General features: G+C 35.9%; 25 protein-coding genes and 1 other RNA gene. 16 read left to right on the top strand and 10 right to left on the bottom strand.

The features are described from left to right. The first annotated feature begins 52 nt into the window (after nucleotides 1-52). From ABC382_RS13720 to ABC382_RS13710, 3 genes are all read left to right on the top strand, one after another. A complete protein-coding gene (locus ABC382_RS13720) occupies nucleotides 53-760 on the top strand; it encodes a CoA transferase subunit A (RefSeq protein ID WP_312507653.1) in 708 nt (235 codons plus the stop codon). Next, nucleotides 760-1395, top strand: coding sequence for a 3-oxoacid CoA-transferase subunit B (locus tag ABC382_RS13715; RefSeq protein WP_274795369.1), 636 nt, complete (start codon nucleotides 760-762; stop codon nucleotides 1393-1395). The genes ABC382_RS13720 and ABC382_RS13715 overlap by 1 nt, the downstream gene beginning before the upstream one ends. 73 nt (nucleotides 1396-1468) lie before the next feature. Further along, the gene (locus tag ABC382_RS13710) at nucleotides 1469-1882 is read left to right on the top strand and encodes a VOC family protein (protein ID WP_322606486.1); all 414 of its coding nucleotides are present in this window, start codon (nucleotides 1469-1471) and stop codon (nucleotides 1880-1882) included. A gap of 220 nt (nucleotides 1883-2102) precedes the next feature. Here ABC382_RS13710 and ABC382_RS13705 read toward each other — a convergent pair whose 3' ends face one another. Beyond that, entirely contained in the window at nucleotides 2103-2564 is a 462-nt protein-coding gene (locus tag ABC382_RS13705; protein WP_274795371.1) for a hypothetical protein, read from the bottom strand. A gap of 476 nt (nucleotides 2565-3040) precedes the next feature. Further along, nucleotides 3041-3233, bottom strand: a non-coding RNA gene (gene ssrS / locus ABC382_RS13700) — 6S RNA. Between the two features lie 247 nt (nucleotides 3234-3480). On the opposite strand from ssrS, the gene ABC382_RS13695 reads away from it, so the two are divergent. After that, nucleotides 3481-3816, top strand: coding sequence for a zinc ribbon domain-containing protein YjdM (locus tag ABC382_RS13695; RefSeq protein ID WP_274795372.1), 336 nt, complete (start codon nucleotides 3481-3483; stop codon nucleotides 3814-3816). A 56-nt stretch (nucleotides 3817-3872) separates the two neighbouring features. Here ABC382_RS13695 and ABC382_RS13690 read toward each other — a convergent pair whose 3' ends face one another. Together ABC382_RS13690 and ABC382_RS13685 are read right to left on the bottom strand one after the other, a co-directional pair. Then, entirely contained in the window at nucleotides 3873-4388 is a 516-nt protein-coding gene (locus ABC382_RS13690) for a zf-HC2 domain-containing protein (protein WP_322611198.1), read from the bottom strand. A gap of 103 nt (nucleotides 4389-4491) precedes the next feature. Further along, a complete protein-coding gene (locus ABC382_RS13685) occupies nucleotides 4492-5130 on the bottom strand; it encodes a YfbR-like 5'-deoxynucleotidase (protein ID WP_274795374.1) in 639 nt (212 codons plus the stop codon). A 171-nt stretch (nucleotides 5131-5301) separates the two neighbouring features. Between ABC382_RS13685 and ABC382_RS13680 the strand changes: the two genes are divergently transcribed. Further along, a complete protein-coding gene (locus ABC382_RS13680; protein WP_274795375.1) occupies nucleotides 5302-5742 on the top strand; it encodes a DUF2269 family protein in 441 nt (146 codons plus the stop codon). Between the two features lie 121 nt (nucleotides 5743-5863). Here the strand turns inward: ABC382_RS13680 and ABC382_RS13675 are convergent, their stop codons facing one another. From ABC382_RS13675 to ABC382_RS13660, 4 genes are all read right to left on the bottom strand, one after another. After that, nucleotides 5864-7705, bottom strand: a complete 1842-nt coding sequence (locus ABC382_RS13675) for an FtsX-like permease family protein (RefSeq protein ID WP_412926934.1) — start codon at nucleotides 7703-7705, stop codon at nucleotides 5864-5866. Next, entirely contained in the window at nucleotides 7695-8456 is a 762-nt protein-coding gene (locus ABC382_RS13670) for an ABC transporter ATP-binding protein (protein WP_274795377.1), read from the bottom strand. Before ABC382_RS13670 ends, ABC382_RS13675 begins: the two co-directional genes overlap by 11 nt. A 97-nt stretch (nucleotides 8457-8553) precedes the next feature. Continuing rightward, a complete protein-coding gene (locus ABC382_RS13665) occupies nucleotides 8554-9540 on the bottom strand; it encodes a sensor histidine kinase (RefSeq protein ID WP_322604864.1) in 987 nt (328 codons plus the stop codon). Continuing rightward, the gene (locus ABC382_RS13660) at nucleotides 9537-10226 is read right to left on the bottom strand and encodes a response regulator transcription factor (RefSeq protein WP_274795379.1); all 690 of its coding nucleotides are present in this window, start codon (nucleotides 10224-10226) and stop codon (nucleotides 9537-9539) included. Before ABC382_RS13660 ends, ABC382_RS13665 begins: the two co-directional genes overlap by 4 nt. A gap of 385 nt (nucleotides 10227-10611) precedes the next feature. Here ABC382_RS13660 and ABC382_RS13655 point away from each other — a divergent pair, with 385 nt between their 5' ends. Beyond that, the gene (locus ABC382_RS13655; protein WP_322611200.1) at nucleotides 10612-11622 is read left to right on the top strand and encodes a GGDEF domain-containing protein; all 1011 of its coding nucleotides are present in this window, start codon (nucleotides 10612-10614) and stop codon (nucleotides 11620-11622) included. A 63-nt stretch (nucleotides 11623-11685) separates the two neighbouring features. Here the strand turns inward: ABC382_RS13655 and ABC382_RS13650 are convergent, their stop codons facing one another. Next, entirely contained in the window at nucleotides 11686-11868 is a 183-nt protein-coding gene (locus ABC382_RS13650) for a putative motility protein (protein ID WP_274795381.1), read from the bottom strand. Nucleotides 11869-12167: 299 nt separating this feature from the next. On the opposite strand from ABC382_RS13650, the gene ABC382_RS13645 reads away from it, so the two are divergent. The 8 genes from ABC382_RS13645 to nhaC all read left to right on the top strand — a co-directional run bounded on the left by ABC382_RS13645 (nucleotide 12168) and on the right by nhaC (nucleotide 21070). Then, nucleotides 12168-12929, top strand: a complete 762-nt coding sequence (locus ABC382_RS13645) for a LysM peptidoglycan-binding and 3D domain-containing protein (protein WP_322611201.1) — start codon at nucleotides 12168-12170, stop codon at nucleotides 12927-12929. Between the two features lie 171 nt (nucleotides 12930-13100). After that, a complete protein-coding gene (locus ABC382_RS13640; protein WP_312505117.1) occupies nucleotides 13101-13655 on the top strand; it encodes a superoxide dismutase family protein in 555 nt (184 codons plus the stop codon). Nucleotides 13656-13947: 292 nt separating this feature from the next. Then, nucleotides 13948-14952, top strand: coding sequence for a TAXI family TRAP transporter solute-binding subunit (locus tag ABC382_RS13635; RefSeq protein ID WP_322604862.1), 1005 nt, complete (start codon nucleotides 13948-13950; stop codon nucleotides 14950-14952). A gap of 125 nt (nucleotides 14953-15077) precedes the next feature. Continuing rightward, a complete protein-coding gene (locus ABC382_RS13630) occupies nucleotides 15078-15596 on the top strand; it encodes a DUF1850 domain-containing protein (RefSeq protein WP_322604861.1) in 519 nt (172 codons plus the stop codon). Then, complete coding sequence (locus tag ABC382_RS13625; protein ID WP_322604860.1) at nucleotides 15593-17620, top strand: TRAP transporter permease; 2028 nt, start codon at nucleotides 15593-15595, stop codon at nucleotides 17618-17620. The genes ABC382_RS13630 and ABC382_RS13625 overlap by 4 nt, the downstream gene beginning before the upstream one ends. Nucleotides 17621-17831: 211 nt before the next feature. Beyond that, entirely contained in the window at nucleotides 17832-17975 is a 144-nt protein-coding gene (locus tag ABC382_RS13620; RefSeq protein ID WP_322604859.1) for a hypothetical protein, read from the top strand. Nucleotides 17976-18235: 260 nt separating this feature from the next. Then, on the top strand, nucleotides 18236-19345 hold the full coding sequence (locus tag ABC382_RS13615) for an amidohydrolase (protein WP_274795390.1): 1110 nt from the start codon (nucleotides 18236-18238) through the stop codon (nucleotides 19343-19345). Nucleotides 19346-19621: 276 nt separating this feature from the next. Further along, a complete protein-coding gene (nhaC, locus tag ABC382_RS13610) occupies nucleotides 19622-21070 on the top strand; it encodes a Na+/H+ antiporter NhaC (protein ID WP_274795391.1) in 1449 nt (482 codons plus the stop codon). Between the two features lie 72 nt (nucleotides 21071-21142). Here the strand turns inward: nhaC and ABC382_RS13605 are convergent, their stop codons facing one another. Continuing rightward, on the bottom strand, nucleotides 21143-22384 hold the full coding sequence (locus tag ABC382_RS13605) for a helix-turn-helix domain-containing protein (protein WP_274795392.1): 1242 nt from the start codon (nucleotides 22382-22384) through the stop codon (nucleotides 21143-21145). Nucleotides 22385-22464: 80 nt separating this feature from the next. On the opposite strand from ABC382_RS13605, the gene ABC382_RS13600 reads away from it, so the two are divergent. Both ABC382_RS13600 and ABC382_RS13595 read left to right on the top strand, forming a co-directional pair. Further along, nucleotides 22465-23577, top strand: a complete 1113-nt coding sequence (locus ABC382_RS13600; RefSeq protein WP_274797253.1) for a mandelate racemase/muconate lactonizing enzyme family protein — start codon at nucleotides 22465-22467, stop codon at nucleotides 23575-23577. A gap of 11 nt (nucleotides 23578-23588) precedes the next feature. Next, nucleotides 23589-24272 (top strand): GNAT family N-acetyltransferase, encoded by a 684-nt coding sequence (locus ABC382_RS13595; RefSeq protein WP_322604858.1) that lies wholly within the window; start codon nucleotides 23589-23591, stop codon nucleotides 24270-24272. Nucleotides 24273-24325: the final 53 nt, after the last annotated feature.

Here is a 24325-nt window from a genome sequence, read left to right as displayed (position 1 = left end):
GCAATGATGTAGAATTTTCCTTAATAAACGAGCAAATTTGGGAGGTTTCGAGATGGGGAATGGGAAGGTATGGAGTTCGTTCGAAGATGCTGTTGCAGATATTAAGGATGGAGATACATTAGCTGTAGGAGGCTTCGGGCTATGTGGTATACCTGAAAAGTCAATTGCAGCATTAGTCCAACAAGGAACGAAGGATTTAACGGTTGTTAGTAATAATTGCGGTGTGGATGATTGGGGACTTGGCTTACTGTTAGCAAATAAGCAGATTAAAAAAATGGTTGCTTCCTACGTAGGGGAAAATAAAATTTTTGAACAGCAATTTTTAAGTGGTGAACTAGAAGTAGAATTAACGCCACAAGGTACACTTGCTGAACGACTACGTGCAGGGGGGGCAGGAATTCCGGGGTTTTATACAGCTACTGGGGTGGGAACGCCAATTGCTGAAGGAAAAGAAGTAAAGGTTTTTGATGGAAAAGAATATATTTTAGAAGAAGGAATTGTTGCTGATTTTGCCCTTGTCAAAGCGTGGAAGGCTGATAAGCTAGGAAACTTAGTATACAGAAAAACTTCGAGAAATTTTAATCCTTTAGCTGCTATGTCTGGGAAAATTACGATTGCCGAGGTAGAAGAGATTGTTGAGGTAGGCGAATTAGACCCAGACCATATTCATACACCAGGGGTTTTCGTTCAACGTGTGTTAGTAGGCGAAAATTACGATAAGCGTATTGAGCGTTTGACGGTGAAAAAGGGGGAAGCATAATGGATACAAGACAAAAAATCGTCAACAGAGCAGTGAAAGAAATAGCAAATGGTATGAATGTCAATTTAGGTATAGGTATCCCAACACTTGTTGCAAATGCAATCCCTGCCGATTACGATGTGCTGTTACAATCAGAAAATGGTCTTCTTGGTATTGGCCCTTACCCAGCTGAAGATGCGGTAGACCCTGACTTAATTAACGCTGGGAAAGAAACTGTCACCGCAGTTCCAGGAGCATCCTTCTTTGACAGTGCAGAATCATTTGCCATGATACGAGGTGGCCACATCGATCTTGCTATTTTAGGTGGTATGGAGGTATCTGAAACAGGAGACCTTGCTAACTGGATGATTCCAGGAAAAATGGTGAAGGGTATGGGCGGTGCTATGGACCTTGTTGTCGGAGCCAAAAGAGTAATCGTTGTAATGGAGCATGTGAATAAAAATGGAGAATCAAAGATTAAAAAGCAATGTGAGCTACCACTAACAGGTAAAGGGGTAGTGCATCGATTAATTACAGACTTAGCTGTATTTGATTTTACACAAGAGGGTATGAAGCTTATAGAATTAGCTGAAGGTGTTACTTTAGAGGAAGTAAAAGAAAAGACTGCTGCATCGTTTAGTGTAGCTTTAGCCTAATAATTTCAGACCTAGGACTGTTCCCTGAATGATTGTAGACATCCTACAATAAACTAAAAAGGGAGCCATAACGATGAAACAACAATGGACAAATGAATTAGCAGTTGCACAGGTTAGAATAGCAAGACCCACAGATCGAATCAAAGAAATCGAACGTTTTTACTGTGAAGGTGTCGGATTAAAGAAAATTGGTTCTTTTACAGGACACAGAGGCTATGAAGGTATAATGATTGGCCTACCAAATGCAAGCTATCATCTAGAATTTACTGAGCATGTGGAGGGAAGTCCGTGCCCAGCACCAAGTAAGGACAATCTTCTAGTGCTTTATATTCCAAACAGCGAAATGATTCGGCACATTTCAGATAGACTAGCACTCATGGGATATCCTGAAGTAGAGCCTGAAAATCCTTATTGGGCAGAGAAAGGGGTAACGATTGAAGACCCTGATGGTTGGCGATTAGTATTAATGAATACTGAAGGAATTTAAATAAAAAATAAGAGCACGAGCTATCTGATATAGTCTCGTGTTTTTTTATGATGTAAAATACCCTAGATAGTATATACGAAAAGCATGGCAAAGGAATTTGGTATCCAACTCACTCCAAGATAAAACGGCCTTTTATATTAGAAGGTATAAAGCGGTATGTAAAATAACATGAAAGATACCCCTGCATGTATTGCGTGGGTATCTTTATTTTGATAGCACCTTAATCCTCTAAAGCTTCATCCTCGTGATAGTGAGTAGCTGCGGATTCAATATCAACCTGTAGATAGTTGGCCCAATCCACTTCGTTAAAATCCTCTTCACTAAAATAAATATTCAAGAGCTCTGTCATCGTTTTGTCCCCGTCAGGCTCAGTAAGAGGAGCAAACCAAGTAATAGCTGGTGTTTTCACGCTTTTTAGTTTGGATAATTCAGCAAAAATCTTAGTGGAATCCTTCAACATCTGACTTTTTGAGCCCTCTGTTACATCTGTATCTTGAATGGAAATCGTCACAACACCTTTGGATTCTTCTACAGAGAACTCATTTTTAACGATTGCACCCACAATATCTTCCACAGTAGTATTTTGATCAACTGCCACTTCCTTTGGTTCTGAACTTTTGCCGCAAGCCGTTACTAATAGTGAAGCAAATACTAGAAGAAAAATTAATTTTTTCAATATCATAACCTCCCTTGTTACTCCATATATGCGCAAAATGAGAGGGAATTATACTTTATTAGAGAATGTTACAAATACTTTTTATTTGTAAAATATAGTTTAGTTTGGGCGAAATCATTTTTGTTCTATTGGGGCCCACAATTACTTTACACATATTGGGTTGATTGTTAATATAATGGCTCAATAATATTGAATGAGTTACTATGCTTGCTGCATCCAAAAAATGTCGATCAATTCGACAAAAGGCGGATTGCACAGGCATACATAAGAATGGTCAAAAGGGGAGTACTAAAAGTAAAAGCTCTTTTAATAAGGGAATGATTTATGCTTTTCTCACCGTTGCTAATGAGATTGTTGCTTTGCCTAATAGTGAAAATGTAAACTTAGGGGTATCAGTGGGAATTATAAGTTACATTAATAAAAAACTCACCCTCCATTGAGAAGGGTGAGTTATTAGAAGCCTTGTGGCTGTAAGATCAAATTAAAAAGCCGCGAATGCCGTAGTTATTATAGAAAGTTTTAAACCACCACTCCTCAAAGTGGGTGTTCGCAGAAGCTTTCCTGCTTATCCTCATGCACCGTAGTGTGAGGCCCGTCATTCCAACTCCAATAATAAAACTCCCTTTTACAGCTTAAAGGTTAAAACTTAATATTATACGAACAATGCAGCCTTTATGGATATAATAAAGCATGAGCGACAAACATGCAAGTAAGATGATTACAGCAAATTAGTCAATGGGCAAGCGTTCCAAAAGATGAAATAGGTATCTAAAATGGCTTGCAAATAGGTGCTATTGCTTCATATTTCTTTCACAAATGAGAACGGAAAATGCGAACAACCTTTGCTTATTATGGTTGACTATGTAAAGATAGGAGCATAAAGAGGATTTTCCTAGTTAAAAAAGTAGAAGGGGGAAGCACATTGGCTTATCCAAATTGTCCAAATTGTCATTCTGAATACACATATGAGGATGGAACAAACTTTGTGTGTCCTGAGTGTGCTCATGAGTGGAGCAAGGACACAGCTGAACAGGAATTAGATGCACTGATTGTTAAAGATGCAAATGGTAATTTATTAGCAGATGGCGATTCAGTTACTATTATAAAGGATTTAAAGGTTAAGGGGAGTTCTTCCACTTTAAAAATAGGGACGAAGGTAAAAAGTATTCGTCTTGTAGAAGGCGATCATAATATTGATTGTAAAATCGATGGCTTTGGCGCTATGAAATTGAAGTCAGAATTCGTGAAAAAAGCATAATAAAAATCAAATGCACCTAAACGTGGTAACAAGTTTAAGGTGCATTATTTGTCTACTTATTTGAAAATCCTGCGTAAAAGAATGGCAAAGGCTGCGCCTAATAAGGCAAAAATTGTATGTAAAAGAGCAATGTAGCCTGCTCCAACTATCAATGCTCCTATTTCTGTTAAGGAATAGCTGGTAGTATAGAGCTCATTATTTAAATTGTTAATAATGGCCCAGACAAATACAGGAACGGAGCTAATAATAAAGATAATCCAGATATTTTTATAGAAGAGGTATGAAAGGCAACCAAAAAGTGCATAGGAGATGACAAAACCCTTTTGATTGCCGAGCAATGATGAATTAATAGCAAACATAAAGGATAACACAATAAAGACAATGTGAAAAAAAGATAATGTTCTTTTCATAGGTAAGTATTCAATTTGGAGTTGCTTTGAACTAGTGAACTGCTGCTGACATTTCTGACAACTCGCTAAATGCTGTTCTATAAATGCAACTGTCGGTTTCTGGAGTGCTTGTTTCTTATAAAGAGGTATTAAATCTTCTACAATTGAGCATTCTTGTGACAATACTTTCCCTCCAATCAATCTCCCCTCATTATACGACTTTTTTTAGAAAATAAAAAAAGCCTTCCGTGAATTTTTCAATCGGAAAACTTGTACATGCCACTTATTATTTTGCTGTTAAAACTTCATTTGTTAATGCTTGAATATCGATATGTGTTTTTTCCTTTACGGCATCCTTTAAAATTTCTGTGCGGAAATACTGAACGCTTGCTTCAAGTGGAATCGCTAAAAGCTTGGAAAGGGCTGATTGATACATATAGACAAATTCCTTGTCCGTGTTGCCACGCTTTAATTCGGCAAACGCTTCATAAAATTGATCGAGCTTATCCGCGAATTCGAGTAAACGGCCTTCTAAAGTATTGTCCTTACCTTCCTTCATACGTTCAAAGAATATTTCCTGAAACTCTTGTGGAATTTCATTAATAATAAACTTTTCCATCATCTTTTCTTCCACATGTGCTAGCATTTGCTTCAGCTCTGGACTAGCGTGTTTTACTGGTGTCTTAATATCACCAATAAAAACTTCAGCAAAGTCATGGTTGATGGTTTTTTCATATAAAGACTTCCAATTAACTGTAGCACCGTTCATTTCTTCTAACGTTGCAAAAAACATTGCATATTGTGATACTTTCCAAGAATGGGCAGCCACATTGTGCTCCTCGAACTTAAAGCGTCCGGGGCAACGAATAATACGCTCTAAATCATTAAGGCTTGTAAAAAATTGATGAATTCCTATAAAAATCACTCCTTTTTGTTCTATAAGTGCATGTTACTATAAACAATACCCTCTTTGCGTGGATTTCAAACAATTTTACAATGATTCAAGCTGTGTTTACAAAGGATTCACAATTGTCGACCAAGCTGACTTAAGTTGGATGCTATAATGTAGAGGACTGATGAAAAGGGGAGTACCATCATGTTTTCCATTTATACACTTCTTCTTTATATACATATTTTAAGTGCTGTTCTTTCGATTGGGCCTTTGTTTGTTGTACTAACTGTCGTTAAAAAAATGCGAATAGCTTCCAATGATGAAATGCCACCTTATATAGAAGCTTTTAAAGGGGCAATTACTATTGTCAAACATTCAGGACATGTTCTTGTAGTATCAGGTATATTGCTAATGTGGCATGCTGGCTATCATTGGCGTACTTCATGGATTGTATTAACTTTCCTTGTGATGTTTGCCTCGATTGTATTTTTAGCTAGAGCTTTTAAACCTACATTACGGACATATAATACACCTGCTTATAATCAACAACAATTTGTTTCACTTTTACAGCGTAAAACATGGATGTACATTTTACTACTATTAATCATGCTGTGGTTAATGGTAGCTAAGCCAATTCTTTGGTAAGAAGAGGCTGAGAAGAAGCATCTTAGCTAATAAACAACCCGACCTATTTTTTAGAAACGCTCATTTAGTGTTTCATGATATAGGTCGGGTTTTCTGTTTCGATAGGAAAATTATTTGGATTCTAGTTTACTAGGCGTTTAAAATAGCTTTTTCGAATAAAGAAATAACTGATGAGGAACAGCACAAAGAAACAACAAGAGCTGGCAATCGAAACTTGTAAAAAAGCTGTGGAGACCATAGCTCGCATGGCTACTAATGTAGTAAGCAATAGTGTAATGGCTAAGGTGAACGGTACGAAAATAAGAATCGCTAATTCTTTTGCAATAATGGTAGCTAATTCTTTTTTTGAAAGTCCGAGCTTCCGAATGCCTATATATTTATTCTTTTCCTGCATCAATGTTGTTTGTAAATAGAAGTATAAAATACTCATCGCAGCACTTAAGAAAATTAAGCTTAGCATGGAACCAATGAAGAACATCACACTTTTAATAAACATTTCTGTATTATATAAGTCGATTTTCGAAGTAAAGTAACGTTGTCCTGGTAAAGAGGGTATGTCTTCTGTAATTGTATTCGCCAATGCCGTATGCGCTGACCAATTATCTAATTCATAAATATAGGTTTTATAAACAGGATAATCAATGGCTTGGTAAATGTCATCAGGTACAATGAAATAGCTATTCTGAAAACCCGTAGATAACAGGTTTTGCTCATTGATGTTCGCTAATTTGAAAGATTTTATATACTTGTCACTAGCATTTTGGGTGATGGGTAATACACCTCGGCTTCCTGCAACAGCAATAAATTCATCTTTACGTAGGTCATTGTCCTGTTGCAGTAACAAGTTATAATCAGATAATGCCATATAGCCAAGGCGTTGATCCTCATTTGATTTAAATTCAATAAAATATTTGTTTGCTTCCACTGTTGCAAGCTTTGTTTCAAGATAATCAAGATCTTTCTTGACCATATCAGCATTTACTTTTGGATCAGCGATGTATTGGAAGCTGTACGGGTAATTTTCTTCACTATCCTTTTTTACATTGTAATAAGAGCTAAATAAAATACTCGTACATAGAAAGACACCGCTTAATAGAATTGTGATTAGAAATAGCATATTTGCATGGGATTTCATTTTTGCATTTAAATTAGACGCCAACAGCATATTTGTTTTACGTAAATATGCTGGTGACTTTTCAAACATTATTAAAAACAGTCGGAATCCTTGAGTAATGACGAAGTAAATCGTACAAAGAATGCTAGCAAAAAATAAAAAATAATAGATAACACCTAGAGACTCTACAACGGCGTGCTCGATTTTTAGTATATAAGCTAACATGACCGTCATCACACTACTCACTGCTAATAAAATATAGTGTGGTTGAATCGATTTTTCGATAACCGTATCACTTTTTAAGAGCTGAATGGAGGCTTCTTTATTAATAAATTTAGTGACGACTTTAGAAATCACAATAAATAAGATCAAAAACAAACCAATAGTTAAGCCGATCGCTTGTAGAGGTAAATACATACCGAACGTTTCTGCCTTTAAAACAACTTTTGCTCCCATTAAAAAAAGGGGAGTAATGACTAGTCCGAGAACGATCGCTACCATAATGGCCAAAATGCCAATGAACAGATTTTCTCGGAATATAAGTTTCCGAATTTGCTTCATGGAAGCCCCTGTAATCATAAAGATTCCGAGCGTTTTTGTCTTTTTCCGTAAAAATGCCATAATCGAGTAGGTAATGTAAATAAATGAAAATAAATAAACGAGCATACTGGCTAACATCAATGTAATGCCAAGTGTCGAATCTGGATCTAAACTTTTCAGACTAGGATGAAAGACGATAACTGAAAAAAGAAAGAAGATAATAATGGAAAACATACTACTCAAGAAATAAGAAACATACGTCCATTTATCTCGTAATATATTCTGGAGGACAATATGATTAAAGCTCATGATGCCCACCACCTAAAAAAGCAAGCGTGTCCATAATTTCTTGGTAAAATTGCTTACGATTGTTGCCACGATGTATTTCGTTATATAATTTGCCATCTTTTATAAAAATAATACGATTAGCAAAGCTTGCTACATAAGGGTCATGAGTCACCATAAGAATAGCTGTTTTTAGCTCTTTATTAATAGAGGTAAATAAGCTCATCACATCATTAACAGCCTTGGAATCTAAATTCCCTGTAGGTTCGTCTGCCAATAATAAATTAGGCTCATGGATAACAGCACGAGCTATTGCTACTCGCTGTTTTTGCCCGCCTGAAATTTCATAAATTCGCTTGGGTAACAGTTCCTCAATACCAAGAAATTGAGCTACATGCTTTAAACGTTGAGACATTTTTGAAGCAGGTAAGCTATCGAGAGTTAATGGCAATAAAATATTTTCTTTCACTGTTAATGTATGCACAAGATTAAAGTCTTGAAAAACGAATCCTAATTCAGAGCGTCTAAATTTGGCGAGCTCCTCATCATTTAATACATACGGATTTTTATTATTTATGACGATATCACCAGCAGTAGGACGATCAATAGTAGATACACTATTTAAAAATGTTGTTTTTCCACTACCTGAAGGTCCCATGACGGCAACAAATTCCTGTTGTTGTAACTGAAAATCGATGCCGTTTAATGCTTTATATGTGATTTCTCCACTATATTCTTTTTGTAAATTGGTCACGTGAAGTATTGTGTTTTCCAAACTGAAACAACTCCTTAATGTTGATTAGATAACTTAAGTATAAAAAAGGAGCGGTGCTTAACCTATTTCACTTGATGACATGAAGATGACAAAGTTGTCATCTTTTTAGACTGTTAGAAAAATTGATGGAAAAAGTAGTGACTCGGTCAATGGATTGTATGGAGAAAGGGTGCTCTAGCGCTGTTAAAACCTTTTTCACTAAATAGAGTCCTATGCCGGTTGCTTCTCCACCGATTCTTCCCTTACTTCCCGTAAAAAATAAATCAAAGACTCGTGCTAATTCGCTAGTAGGAATAGTTTCTCCTCCATTTTTTATGTGTAGAGTTACCTTGTCGTAATCGATTTGAATAGTACTTGCTATCTCACTATATTTAATAGCGTTATTTAACACTTGGTAAAGTACAATTTTTAACCACTTTCGATCTGAATAAATAATTTGGTCGTCGGCAACTGTCATTTTAGGGAAAACTTCCTTCGTGATAAAGTAATCCTTCAAATCATTGACAACTTCTTGGACAAGTCCTTTTAAATTAATGGATTCGATTTTTAAATCAGCCACTAAATTAGACGTACGCTCATACGTTAATAGCTGATTGAGTGTAAACGTGAGTTTATCGCATTCTTTACTAATTGTTTGCCATTGTATTAATTCGTCTGAAGACTTGTTAGAGGATGATTGTACGATTAACTGAATGACAGATAGCGGTGTCTTCATTTGATGTGCAAAATGTGAAAGAACAAGATGTTTTTCTTGTGCTTGCTCCTCTAAGCTGTGTTGTTGAGTTAAAAATAAATACTGCATTTGTCTCAATTTTTCGCTGTAGGCTTGCTCAATTGGTGCAAGAGGTTCAAATAAATTCAGGCCTTCATAGGCTTGCACATTTTTTTGTAAATGAGTATATAACTTTCTTCTACGATAATAACGACCTAGTAGCCAACTACTAAACAGAAAGCTGACAAGAAAGATAAAATAGACATAGTGTGAGGTGAAATCATCCAGTTTATGAATAATCCAAGGCAATAGTAAAAAACTTAAGCAATAGAGCATAATAATACTTATATGATCACGAAAGAATAACTTCATCGACCTGCCTCCACTAATTGATAACCAAGTCCACGAATGGTTTTAATCTCAAGCTTTGAGTGAATGGCCTCCATTTTTCTACGGAGTCGACCAATATTCACTGACAATGTATTTTCCTCCACGAAGGTTTCATCATCCCAAATGGCGCTTAATAATTTTTGACGTGGTACAACGTTAGGAAAAGCTTCGAATAATAACTTGCTAAGCTGCATTTCTTTTAATGTTAACAAGCTCTCATTGCCTTCAGCTTGAAGACGAACTGTATCTGGATTTAATGTCGTATTGGCTATTGTGATGGAAGAGGATTCTGTTAAAGCATACTCACCATATGTACGTCGAAGTAGACCATTAATCTTAGCGATAAAAACGTCTAATGAAAAAGGCTTTGTGATAAAATCATCTGCACCATTTTCTATTCCATATACTTGATCAATATCATTAACTCTGGCTGAGACAATGATGATAGGACAAGTTGAGAGCTGCCGGATTTTCCTTGACCAAAAATATCCATCGTAAGTAGGAAGATTAATATCCATAATGACTAAATGTGGCTGAATGGTATTAAATTCTTCTATGATGTGTGTAAATTGCTGGACAGTATGACATTCATACTGATATTTCGTTAAATGCTCAACAATCAGTGAAGCTATATTGGCATCGTCCTCTATTATGTAGATTTTGTACATATTGATCGACCTTTCCTTAGTTCTGTATTTAAAGTGTACCCTTATTTCCATTAATTTTTAAAATGGTAACTCAGTGAAAAAAGAGCTAGCGCAAACTGCATAAAAAGATAGTAGGTTAGAAATAGGTTTCTTTCAACCTAGTCAATATATAAATTTGAAATTTTTTACATAAATGATTACTTTACGCATAAATTAAACGGCGCTTTATAGTGATTATAGTTCTATTTACTTTCCTTTATATATTTTAAAAGAGTAAAACTGGATTAGTTTTTAAGTTTTCTTTAAGAAGTATGGCGTATGATAAATATATGAAATCTTATAGTTGAAGTCGGAACATAGATAAAATTTAACGAAAAAATCACCTCAATGGGAGAAATGGTCTATTGTGAGTAAATTCAAGTTAAAGTTATCATTTCTTATTGTTAGTATAACGATAATCGTTGTACTTGTTACGTCTAGTGTTAGTATCTGGAGTAGCTATCGAAATTTCAATGAAATTTTGAAGGTAAATAAAACAGACATGCAAGAAACATATGTAATGGAAGTGTTGGCCATTACTCAAGACTATTTACAGGGGTCTGAGAAAGATGAAATCGAGCTGTATATGGAGCAAATAGTCGATACTTTACTTGAGGAAAAAGAAGTTTCTTTTAGCTTGTTTTTTAAGAAAACCATTGTCCCTATAATATTAGTAATAGCTATTATGCTTGGGCTAGTTATATGGTTAACGATAAAAATTACGCAGCCTCTGAAAAATCTTTCGAAAAAAATGGAACTAGGGGAAGAGATAAACGAGAACGATGACATTACTGCATGGTATTATGAAGCGAAGATGTTGAAAAATTATGTACAAAATATGATGATTTGCTCACAAAGTAAAATTGCTGATCTAACGGAGCAATTGAACTTAGACTCATTAACAGGCATTCCCAATCGTAGAAGAATGGATCAAACTTTACATGAATTAATTGTTAATAAAGTCCCGCATGCCATCATCTTAATAGATTTAGATGATTTTAAAAGTATTAACGATACATATGGTCATACAGTAGGAGATGAAGTGCTAAAAGCATTTGCTAATAATATGCAAAACATTGTGGATGAACAAGGTTTGTGCTTTAGATATGGTGGAGAAGAGTTTATGGTCATCTTGCCTTCGAGGAACATAGACGCTGCTATACAATTAGCTGAAAGACTCCGAATTAAACAGGCTATACAAGAAACAGCATGTGGTAGACCTGTAACCATGTCTGCTGGTATTACTGCTTTTACACTGAATATCCAAAGTCCTAATCAATTGATAGAAATAGCAGATCATGCTTTGTATAAGGCCAAACAATCAGGAAGAAACTGTTTATGTGTAGTAAGGAATATGAGACAAATGATTATTAAATAAAATGTGTAAAAGCATGCTAGTGTTCAATACTAGTATGCTTTTTAGTATTTTATTATCCAAAAATTAAATCGAAACGTCTATTATTGACCCTTTATATGGATGTGTAGGGACTTGCTGCTGAGGTATATCTTGCAGTAATTCAATTGCTGCAGATGTATTTAAATTAAGTGCACTCTGCATGACACTCGACTGGACGGTTTGTTGCAGCTCCATTAGCTGGGATGACATAAGTGAATTAATTTCCATTTCTACCTTCCCTCCTTTTCTTTTTTTATCGGCTTAAAATAGCAAGTATCTAATATAAAAACAGATAAACTGAGCAACTAAATTATAGATTCTCCCCGCTTAAATTATTGAAATTTCCAAAAAAATCATCGAAATTGTATATTTTTCCGTTTTTATAGTAATAATTCCTAATATCAGGCAGACAGTCCTGAGTTATTAAATTGCAAAGTTATGGTTGCTTTCATCAATAGAGTGTTTAACTCTAGTGTGCTAGCAGCAGATTTGCAACAAATAATAAAATAATGGAGGTATTACTAAACATGAAGAAAAAAGCATTAGCTTTAGCAGTAGCAATGACCTTTGGTTTGAGTTTGTATGCTAGTCCTTTTTCTGCTGAGGACAAATCGCCAGGCAGTATATTATGGGCACTCCCTCAAATTTATAATTTAACAGTTGGAGAGTTCCAACAACTAAATGAGATGGAATCGTTCTTGTTTTATCCAGAACAAGATTTAGTGAAGGATACGACAAAAGTGGAAAAAACGTCAGAAGATGAATATATCATTAGAGGCGGTGACACATTATTTTCGATAGCCCGTACAAATGATGTAACTGTAGATGAACTAAAAGCGTGGAATAACCTTGCTTCAGACTTAATTTTAGCGGGTGAATCATTGGCAATTAAGGCTTCGGCAGCAAAGCCAAAGCCAAAGACTTCCGAGGGAACTGCACCTACTAAAACAGTTGCAACAACAAAAACGAAAGCAGTAAGTGCTCCGTCAAATAGTTCAGGTAAAACATTAACAATGCGAGCGACTGCTTATACAGCATATTGTGAAGGTTGTTCGGGAATTACAGCCAATGGAACAGATATTAGATCGAATCCGAATTTAAAAGTAATAGCTGTGGATCCGCGGGTTATTCCTCTAGGTACAAGAGTTTGGGTGGAAGGCTATGGGGAAGCAATAGCGGCTGATACAGGGGGAGCTATTAAGGGCAATAAAATTGATGTCTTTATTCCTACTGAGGGACAAGCACTTCAATGGGGTGTTAAAACAGTAACAGTTAAAATTTTAGATTAAGTGTAGAGGGGATTTCTCAAGTCTTGGGAAATCCTTTTTTATATGAGTGTATCAAATATTTTTGTATGGAAAGCAAGCATCAGGTAAACGATTATGTAAAGACGAAATATAATAATTTGTGCATAAGAAATGGATAAGTTGGAAACCATCAAAAATAGAGGAGGTATTTTTATGAAAAAAATAAGCTTGATTGGCCTTTCTTTATTAGTTTTCGTTGGTGGTTGTAGTTTTTTTGATAAGAAAGAAGAGAAGGTACCAGTAAATGCAGAGTCGTCTCCATTAACAGCGACTGCAAAGGTAATAGGGGCAAATAACGAAAGTTATGGTAATGCCTATTTTCAGGAAGAGGATAATGGAGTAAGGATGACGTTGGCATTAACGGGCTTACCGCCAGGCACGCATGGCATTCATATTCATGAAGTTGGAAAGTGTGAGCCACCAAAATTTGAATCGGCTGGTGGACATTTTAATCCCACACATAAGGAGCATGGCAAGCTAAACCCTAAAGGCTATCATTTAGGTGACTTACCAAACTTAGAGGTTGGTGAGGATGGGAATGTTGATTTAGATTTCCTGGCAGAAGGCTTGACCTTACAAAAAGATCAACCTAATTCGTTACTTGATAGTGATGGAAGCGCAATTGTCATCCACGAATCAGAGGACGATTATAAAACAGATCCTGCAGGTAACTCAGGTGCAAGAATTGCTTGTGGGGCCATTCAATAAAATACTGTATTCAACTGCATCTAAGCTTAGATGCAGTTTTTTTGAACTGTTTATAGATATTCATTATTTATACATATGGCATCTGTATTTATTTTATTAGAAAAGAAATTTTACGTTTAGGATAGAGAAAAAAGCATTAAATAATAGACTATTTATATTGTAAATTAGTGGATAATAAGTGGTATTTCATAATTATAAAATTCTGAATTTACTATAAATATATTGACATTATTATACAAGGTTTGATAATTTTAAATAGATTCTTAATTATAACCAGAGGGGGAAGGTTACTATGAAGAAAAGGCAATTTAAATTATTAATGCTATTGAGTATCTTCGCGCTATTAATTTTAGCTGCATGTGGATCAGATAGCGGCAGTGGTTCAAAGGACACGAGTGGAGATGACTCTGCATCATCCGATAAGCCAGCTTCGGATATTAAGTTTTTAAGCTTACTAACAGGTGGTACGCAAGGTACTTACTATGCACTTGGCGGAACTTTTGCCGATTTAATTTCGACAGATACAGGTATTAAAACAACTGCAGAAGTATCTCAAGCTTCGGCTGCCAACATGACAGCCTTACAAGAAGGAAAAGGTGAAATTGCATTTGTTCAAACAGATATTGCTTATTATGCTACTGAAGGGAAGCTCATGTTTGAGGGGAATAAAATTGATACCATTTCAGCTTTAGGTGCACTTTATCCTGAAACAGTGCAACTCGTAACAACTGAAGCTTCAGGTATTAAATCATATGCGGATTTAAAAGGGAAAAAGGTGTCTGTAGGTGCTCCAGGCTCAGGTACATATGCAAACGCTGAGCAGTTACTTGAAATTCACGGCTTAACAATGGATGATATCAAGGCTCAAAATCTTGATTTTGGTGAGTCAACAGATGGTCTTCAATCTGGCCAAATCGATGCAGCATTTATTACAGCAGGTACACCAACGGGTGCTGTAGAAGCATTAAATGCTACAACGAAAGTGAATATTATCGGAGTAGATCCAGGTAAAGCCGATGAAATTATTGAGAAGTACCCTTACTATGCAAAAGATACAATAAAAGCTGGAACATATGGAATTGCAAACGATGTGGAGACTGTTTCAGTCCTTGCAATGCTAGCGGTGAAAAAGGACCTTCCAGAGGATGTTGTCTACTCAATGACTAAAGCTATTTATGATAATACAAATAAAATTTCTCACGATAAAGGGAAATTTATTAAAGCTGAAACAGGATTAGATGGCATTAGTATTGACATTCATCCAGGTGCTCAAAAATACTTTGATGAAAAGAAATAGTGTGAATTGTTGTTGAAACTAGCTTTTTAAAAGAAACGAAGAGGCTCGATTGCATAAAGCTTCGAGCCTCTTTCTTAAGTTGTAGATATAGGCGAGTAGCTTTTAAAGTGGGTGAATAGAAAAATATGCGTTGTAGGAAATTAATTATAGTATTTGCTTTATTAAGCTTTTGCCTATGCATTTTTGTATTTCTTCCTCTTCAAAAGGTGTTCACCTTTACAGAAACACGTGCGGAACATCCGAACGTTCACTACATACCCATTTCAGCTGAGCAGAAATTTCAAATAAGATATACCCACTCCATACATAAATCAGATGTATGGGAATCCTATCAAACTGTTCAGGGAAATCGTATTCAAATGCTAGAGATGGAATATGAAGATTTGGCGATTGGTATGCCTGGCTATGCGGAGGAAAACCAAACTTTAATTCAAAGAGATGGTAAATATGTACTTCAGTTTGATAAGAACAAGATAATTGATGATTTTACAATTTATATTGGTGATTTAGATTTAGATCTTGTATTGATTTACGAAGATGTGGAATATGATTTAAAAAAAGATTTGGGTAGGGGAAAGTCCTATTTATTTAAAATTAGGCGACTATCGCTTTATGAACAGTGGAAAGGAGTAAGGATGAAATGACAACACAGGAAAAATCGCGAAAAGAAGAGCGAGTAGACGAATTTGAGCAAATTTCTGCTGAAGAGCAACAAGCCATACTTGAGAAGTATGATATTGAATCGAATGTAAGAACAGTTACGGGTGTCATGAAGCATATTATTTTCTTTGGTCTTCTAGCATTTTCATTGTTCCAACTATATACTGCAATATTTGGGCAATTTCCTGCACAAATTCAACGTACGATTCATTTAGGCTTTGGTTTGACACTTATTTTTCTATTATTTCCAGCTCGAAAAAAAGCGCCAAAGCACAAAGTTGCATGGTTTGATTATCTATTAGCTCTATTATCTATTGCAGTAGGTTCTTATTGGTCTATGAACTATACGGAGCTTGTGAATCGTAATGGCTCTATTACACAGATAGATTTTATTGTTGGTCTGATCGCTGTTGTTTTAGTGCTTGAGGCTGCTCGACGTGCTGTAGGACTACCGATAACGATTATTGCAATTGCATTCTTAATTTATGCATACTATGGTCCATATTTCCCGGCATTTATGGCACATAGAGGTCAGGATTTAGAGAGCATTGTGAACCTCATGTACTTTACAACAGATGGAATATTTGGTACGCCAATTAGTGTATCAGCAACGTTTATTTTTGTCTTTTTACTCTTTGGAGCATTTCTTGTCAAAACAGGGGTCGGTCAATATTTTAATGACTTAGCAGTTGCGTTAGCAGGTAAATTAATTGGTGGTCCTGCAAAGGTAGCTGTATTTTCAAGTGCTCTACAAGGTACCATTTCTGGTAGCTCTGTTGCTAATGTAGTAACATCAGGCTCCTACACGATTCCTATGATGAAAAAATTAGGATATCGTAAGGAATTCGCTGGTGCAGTGGAAGCGGCAGCATCCACTGGTGGTCAGCTCATGCCTCCAATCATGGGTGCAGCAGCATTCCTAATGGTGGAGTTTATTGGGCGTGGCATTACCTATTGGGATATTGCCAAGGCTGCAGCAATTCCAGCTCTTTTATATTTTACGGGTATATGGATTATGACGCATTTTGAAGCGAAAAGAGTTGGCTTAAGAGGTCTACGAGACGATCAAATGCCTAATCGACAAGAGGTATTTAAGAAAATATATCTTCTATTACCAATTGTAGCTATTGTTGTCTTGATGTTAACGGGAACACCAGTTATGCATGCAGCTTTGTATGGGATTATTATTTCAATTGGTGTTGCTATGTTTAATAAGGAAACACGTCTCAAACCAAAAGATGTAATTGAAGCATTGGTTGAAGGTGCTAGAACTGCCTTAGGTGTGGTAGCAGCAACAGCTTGTGCGGGGATTATAGTCGGAGTTGTCGTAAAAACAGGATTAGGTTTAAGTCTAGCAAATAGTTTAGTAGCATTAGCTGGTGGTAGTATTATTTTGACATTAATTTTCGTAATGATCGCTTCCCTTATTCTTGGAATGGGTGCACCTACTACAGCAAACTATGTTATTACATCGACAATTGCTGCACCAGCTATTGTGGCATTATTATCGCCAAATACACCACAGGAATTAGTACCGATAGTGGTTTTACTATCAGCTCATTTCTTCGTGTTCTATTTTGGTATTATTGCTGATATTACACCACCAGTAGCTCTAGCGGCTTTCGCGGCATCAGGTATTTCTGGTGGCGATCCAATCAAGACAGGGGTTAACTCAGCGAAGCTCGCAATTGCAGCATTTATTATTCCATATATGATTGTCTTTTCTCCAGCTTTATTAATGATTGATACGACAATTCCGCAGATTTTATGGGTAGTATTTACTGCCATCACCGGAATGGTGGCGATCGGTGCGGGAGTTATTGGTTACTGGTATCGCAAGCTATATTGGTTTGAAAGAATTATTGTTATTGCTGCAGGGCTATTACTTATTTATCCAGAGAAATTTTCGGATTGGGCTGGTTTAGCAATCTTTATTGTGATGTTTGTCATTCAACTTTTATCACATAAAAAAGGGAATCAGAATGATAACACTGGCCTAACAGTTTAATAAATTTTTGCCTTAAGATTTTAAATCTGCTCAATCAATAGCTGGCTACTAATAGCCAGGTGTTGGTGGGCAGATTTTCTTATGTTTTTAATCTAATATTGAGATTGGTTTTATATTTATAATGCATAATGTGTATTATTTATTGCTTTTTGCTAAAATCCTATTGTATAATTCTTTTATCAGAAAATTCAATTAAATTAGGAGTGATACAATGGGTAAACTATTAAATTCTAAATTTGAGACCTATTTAATGGATCAAGAGTTTGAGTCACATCAAGAGGAAGAGAACAATGAGGAGCAAATGGCGGACATTCAGTATGAAGAATATCCCGAAGGATTTTTTACAAGTTTATAATGTTTTTTTGATGGGCTATGTTGAAAGTGATATTAACTTTTAACATAGCCTATTGCATTGTAAGCCTCGATTTTTATCTTAATTGCTCCGCTAAATGTTCAAAAAAACTCGACGCATTTACGTAAAGGCGTAAACACCTTTCTCTAAGCATATTATAGATAAGATCATTATTATATTTTGTTTAGGTCCAAAGACATATGTACTTTTCTGAAATAGATTCATGTATAATGGGAAACAAAAATGCGTATAGAGGTGTAGTTATGTCAAAAGCTATAACAGTAGAAGAAACGATTTATCAATGGTTTGATCATTTTCATAAATATCCAGAAGTAAGCTGGAAAGAGTTCGAGACAACTAAAAAAATTGCTTCGATACTAGATGAGTTACAGGTTACTTACCGTTTATTAGGAGATGTCCCTGGTTTAATAGCTGAGATTGGGACAGGTGATGAAATCGTTGCTGTACGTGCTGATATCGATGCTTTATGGCAAGAAGTTGATGGGAAATGGCAGGCCAATCACTCTTGTGGCCATGATGCTAATATGACAATGGTTCTTGGTTCCTTATTACTACTGAAAGATCGTCCGTTAAAGCATCGTGTTCGTTTCATTTTCCAGCCTGCTGAGGAATTAGGAAATGGTGCTTGTGCAGCCTTTGATCGAGGAGCAGTTGATGGGGTAACACATTTATTTGGTGTGCACTTAAGACCAATTGAAGAATTGCCGCTTGGAAAAATTTCGCCAGCTATCCATCACGGTGCTGCTTATTTTTTAGAGGGTACTATTCAAGGGATTGATGCGCATGGTGCAAGACCACATCAAGGTAAAAATGCCATTGACGTCATTATGGCTGTACAACAAATGCTACACAGTATTCATTTATCACCATTTGAACCGCACTCCGCCAAACTAACAAAAATTATTGCTGATGGTGGTAGTACAAATATTATTCCCGGTAATGCAAGCTTTTCCATGGATATTCGCGCACAGCATAATCAACAGCTCGAATTGCTCCGTAGTAAAATTGAAACTGGTTTAAAATCAATACAGCAACAATTTGATATTGATATGGGGTGGAATTGGTTAGATTTCACACCAGGTGCTGAAGTTTCACCAATTGCTGCAAAAATGGCAAAGGATGCGATAATCGAGACATTAGGTGAGGAACATTTAGCGGATGAAATAACTACACCGGGAAGTGATGATTTCCATTTTTATACTGTGAAAAAACCAGAACTAAAAGCGGCGATGATTGGAATTGGGGCAAACTTAACGCCAGGTTTACATCATCCTAAGATGACATTTGATCGAAGTGCTTTGATAGATGCTGCAAAAGTACTTGCGTGTGTATTAGAGAAAAAACCTGAATAAAAAAATTTAAGCTATATGAAAAAATGTAATTATTTTTTCATATAGCTTTTTTTGCATGAACATTTTTTGAAATGCATGGATATTCAAGGGTTTGCATGGTTTTTTAATGCTACTTGAAAGCGTTTTATTACGCTTAAATAAAGGGATTTGCTTGAGAAGCATAATTTTTTTGCGTTGACTTTTAATTTTTTGAATATTAAGCTAAAAAACGTAAAAAATTATTTGCGTCTTTATAAAACCTAAAAGGGATTTGGTGCAAAAAAAGGGGATGGGACGATGAAAAAAGAAATTAGTGCATTTTGGGCACTTCTCACATTTGCAATTATGATTATTACAATGTTGATTACAGTAGTTGTATTAGAGCAAAGTCCTCACGTACCATTAATTGTTGGCACAACTGTAGCAGCAATTGTTGCCAAAATACATGGATATAAGTGGTCTGAAATTGAAGAAATGATGTATAAGGGTATACGTCTTGCATTACCAGCAGTTGTCATTATTATTTTAGTTGGTTTGACAATTGGCGCATGGATTGGCGGAGGAGTCGTAGCAACAATGATTTTCTACGGCTTAAAATTAATTTCTCCAGCTTGGTTCTTAGTGACAATCATGCTATTATGTTCAATCGTGTCATTAGCTATTGGTAGTTCATGGTCGACGATGGCTACAATTGGTGTCGCAGGTATGGGTATTGGTTTAAGTATGGGTATCCCAGCTGCCATGATTGCTGGTGCAGTTATTTCAGGATCATACTTCGGTGATAAAATGTCACCGCTGTCAGATACAACGAATCTAGCGGCAGGCTTAACAGGAACTAACTTGTTTGACCACATTAAGCATATGTTATATACGACAATACCTGCATTAGTTATTGCTTTAGTTGCTTTCGGTATTATGGGAAGAAAATTTGCTGATATATCAATGCAATCAGAAGAAATTTTAACAACACTAAAAGTAATGGAAGAAAGCTTTGTCATCTCACCTTGGTTATTACTTGTACCAGTTGGTGTTATTGTATTAGTGGCAAGAAAGGTTCCGGCTATACCAGCTTTAATTATCGGGATTGTTTCAGGTTTCTTGCTACAAATTTTTGTGCAAGGTGGTACTGCAACTAGTGCTGTTCATGCACTTCAAGCAGGATTTGAAATTTCTACAGGCAATCATATGGTTGACGACCTATTTAATCGTGGTGGTTTAGACTCTATGATGAATACGGTTTCAATGACAATTGTAGCGATGACATTTGGTGGAGTGTTAGAATATTCAGGTATGTTAAAGGCTCTCATGAATCTTGTGTTAAAATTCGCTAAATCTACAGGTAGCCTTGTCGCTTCAACGATTGCTGCATGTATTACAACAAATGCAACATGTTCTGAGCAATACATTTCCATTGTTGTTCCTTCACGTATGTTTGCAGGTGTTTATCAACAACGTGGTTTACATTCTAAAAACTTATCCCGTGCATTAGAGGATGGGGGAACATTAACATCTGTATTTTTCCCTTGGAACACATGTGGTGTGTTTATTTTAGGCACTTTAGGTGTAGGAGCTATGGAATATGCACCATATGCTATTATTAATTTTGTTGTACCAATCATTTCAATTATTTATGCATATATTGGCTTTGCGATTGTTAAGCTGACTCCAGAGGAAATAGAAGCTGCGGAGCAACGTAAAAAAGAACAAGAATTTAATGATGCTGATAACATGGTAATGGTAGACTAATTTTTAAAATTATCTTTATCTTACAAGTTCAAAGAAAATTCTCGCAGATTATGAGGTCTGCGAGAATTCTATTTAATAGGTTGCAAAATTCAATTCATAAATAGTGCGGGGGCGACCTTGTTGATGAGTCATCTCTTCACCTACAACTTTTGCATAGCCATTATCAACTAATTTTTTGATAATACGTTCTGTTGTACGTCGAGTTACCTGCAAATATTCAGCAAGATTTTGTGAAGTAAATTGTGCCGATTGACGTTCATGACTAAAATTAATTAGTTTAGAAATATTTAACGGACTAAGGCTGGTAAGTTTTGCCATTTGTAAAACGTAAGGATCATCTGTTTTTAAAGAAACTTTACCTTTAGAATTAGGAAAAGGCCCTAATAGACTTTTATGTTCATCGAGAATATAGATTTCGGAAGGTTTAGCAAATGTTAAAGCATATTGAGCATTTTGTGTGGCTTCCAGAATGGAGTGCCCATAGCCAAATGCTAGTTTAAATGGTTGTTCGATTTGCTGTATGAGCTCTTCCAGGTTTTCCTTTTCTAGAGCATTTTGTAGATGTCCAGCTGTTGTATATAACTCAAAGGTATGCGCTGATATTTGCTTATAAGTTGAAAAGGTTGCCTTTGCAATTTGACTTAAAATAGTTGATTCTATAGATGAATCTTTTGGAATTTCTAATAGACCCACAACAGCCTTAAACGATTCTGATTTTGTTAATAATGATTTTGATTTAGTTTCTTCAAGACATTGAATGATGGAATTTTTTGTATCTAACATGCGCATTGCTGGTATTTGAAGTGCTTGTAATTCATCAAAAACACTATGAATACTTGTGATGACAAAATCAATGCTTTTGGTATTCCATAAGGCCATGTGACGCTGTAAAATATTCTCGGTCGGTTCCGTAATCGATATGTGCTGAACGTGTGGCTTTTCGCCCGTATACTCTATTTCTGCTAAAACATTATCAACAAAGGCTGGATTCATAACATCAATGGAAATTCTGTCGATGGGAACAGTATGTTTAGCTACTAGCGATAAAAAAGTTGTTGAGATGGCTGTTTCATCTTGTTTAATATAATTCCAAGGTATGGGTATTTCTGAAAGTAAAGATTGAGCATGCAAATAGGGTAATGTACCTCCAAATAGCAGTGCATCACATGGTTTAATTTGCTTTACCAAAGTAGGTGCTTCAGATGGATGCCTGTAAAGATAAAATTCTAATTGAATATCGGTTACGTTTTGTGCGATACTAATAATACGCTTCATAAATGCTTTAGAACAAATAATCGCTATTTTGGTAGACATGGGCATCGTTCCTTTTCTATTTTTTTAAATATTTAGCGACGTATTAGCGACAACTTTAACGACAGAGGAGACTGATTATGATGAAAATCCAACAAGTAGAAATTTTTGCTATACATTTACCGCTAATTGATCCATTTATCATTAGTTATGCTACATATGATACAATGCCTTCTATTATTTTAAAAGTAACAACTGATACAGGTATTGTCGGGTATGGAGAAGCTGTACCTGATGAGCATGTAACAGGTGAGTCATGGGAAAGTACTTATGCCGTACTGAAACATCAACTTGCCCCTGCGATTATCGGGGAAAATCCAATGGCCTTTGAAAAACTACACGATAAAATGAACAAAGTGGTGAAAGATGTACCTGCTGCCAAAGCAGCTATAGATATCGCTTGCTTCGATATCGCTGGGAAAGCATTAAACGTACCTGTATATCAGCTTTTAGGCGGTCGTTATCATGAAAAATTCCCAATCACTCATGTACTAAGTATTGGTGCTCCTGAAGCAATGGCTGAAGAGGCTGCTAATCGAGTTGAAATGGGCTATCGTTCCTTTAAGATGAAGGTAGGTACAGAGGTAATGAAAGATGTTGCTCGTATTAAAGCGGTACGTGAACGAGTAGGTGAAGACATTGCTATCCGTGTGGATGTAAATCAAGGGTGGGGGAATGCAGCAACTACTTTACAAGGATTACGTGCAATGAAGGATTTAAATATCGATTGGTTAGAGCAGCCAGTAGATAGCGAAGATATTGATGGAATGGTAGAAATTAAATCAAAATCTGATGTGACATTAATGATTGATGAAGGTCTTCGTGGCGTACGTGAAATGCGTGAAATTATTGCTAAGCGTGCAGCGGATAAAGTGAATATTAAATTAATGAAGTGTGGAGGCATCTACCCTGCTATGAAGCTTGCTGTTATGGCAGAGATGGCAGGTATAGAGTGTCAAATTGGTTCTATGGTTGAATCATCTGTTGGTTCTGCTGCAGGTTTCCATGTAGCTTTCTCGAAGAAAATTATGACAAGTGTTGAACTAACAGGCCCATTAAAATTCTCTAAAGATGTGGGCAACCTGCATTATGATGTTCCATTTATTTGCTTAAACGAAGAAGCAGGCTTAGGTATAGATGTAGATGAAGATGTAATAAAGGAATTATGTAAATTTTCAACAGTTGTAACTGCTTAAGGAGGCGTAAAATGGAAAAGATTTATGAAGGTATGCTTGGTAAGACACCTTTTTTTGTTACAAAATTAACGCCTCAGCATATACAACAAATTGAGGAGCTGCAGCATGAGGTCTATGAGGCATTAACAGATCAAAGTATTTTACAGCCATTAAGTACAGAGGAATTTGAGTATATTTTAGATGGCAATGGAATGATGATTGGTGCTTATGTTGAGGATCAATTGATTGCCTTTCGAGCACTGTTAAATCCACCTATTGATGAAGAGCATCTTGGCTATGATTGTGGAATTGAGGAGAAGGATTTTCAACGTGTTTTATATCAAGAAATTTCCAATGTTTCACCAAAGTATCGCGGTTATGGCTTACAGAAAACATTAGCTACTGTAGTGATGAATAGCATCGATTTAAAAAAATATGATTATGTTTGCTCAACCGTAAAGCCATATAATATTCCGAGTTTAAAGGATAAATTCTCGCAAGACCTCTTAATTAAAGGCTTGAAAATTAAGTACGTAGATAAGCTGCGTTATATTTTCTATAAAGATTTAAGACAAGATTTGTCCCCAGTATTTACTGAAAAACAAGTACTATCAATGGGAGATATAGCTGGACAACAGCAACTCTTAAAACAAGGTTTCCTTGGTACGACTATGTATGAAGATAACAATGATTGGTTTGTTGTATACGAAAAATAAAGTAAAAGCCTTACCTGACACAAAAGTTTTGTGAAGGGTAAGGCTTTTTTACG

This window comes from Lysinibacillus phoenicis (assembly GCF_047238325.1).
Lineage (GTDB): Bacteria > Bacillota > Bacilli > Bacillales_A > Planococcaceae > Lysinibacillus > Lysinibacillus irui.
This window is presented reverse-complemented; position numbering and strand designations above follow the sequence as displayed.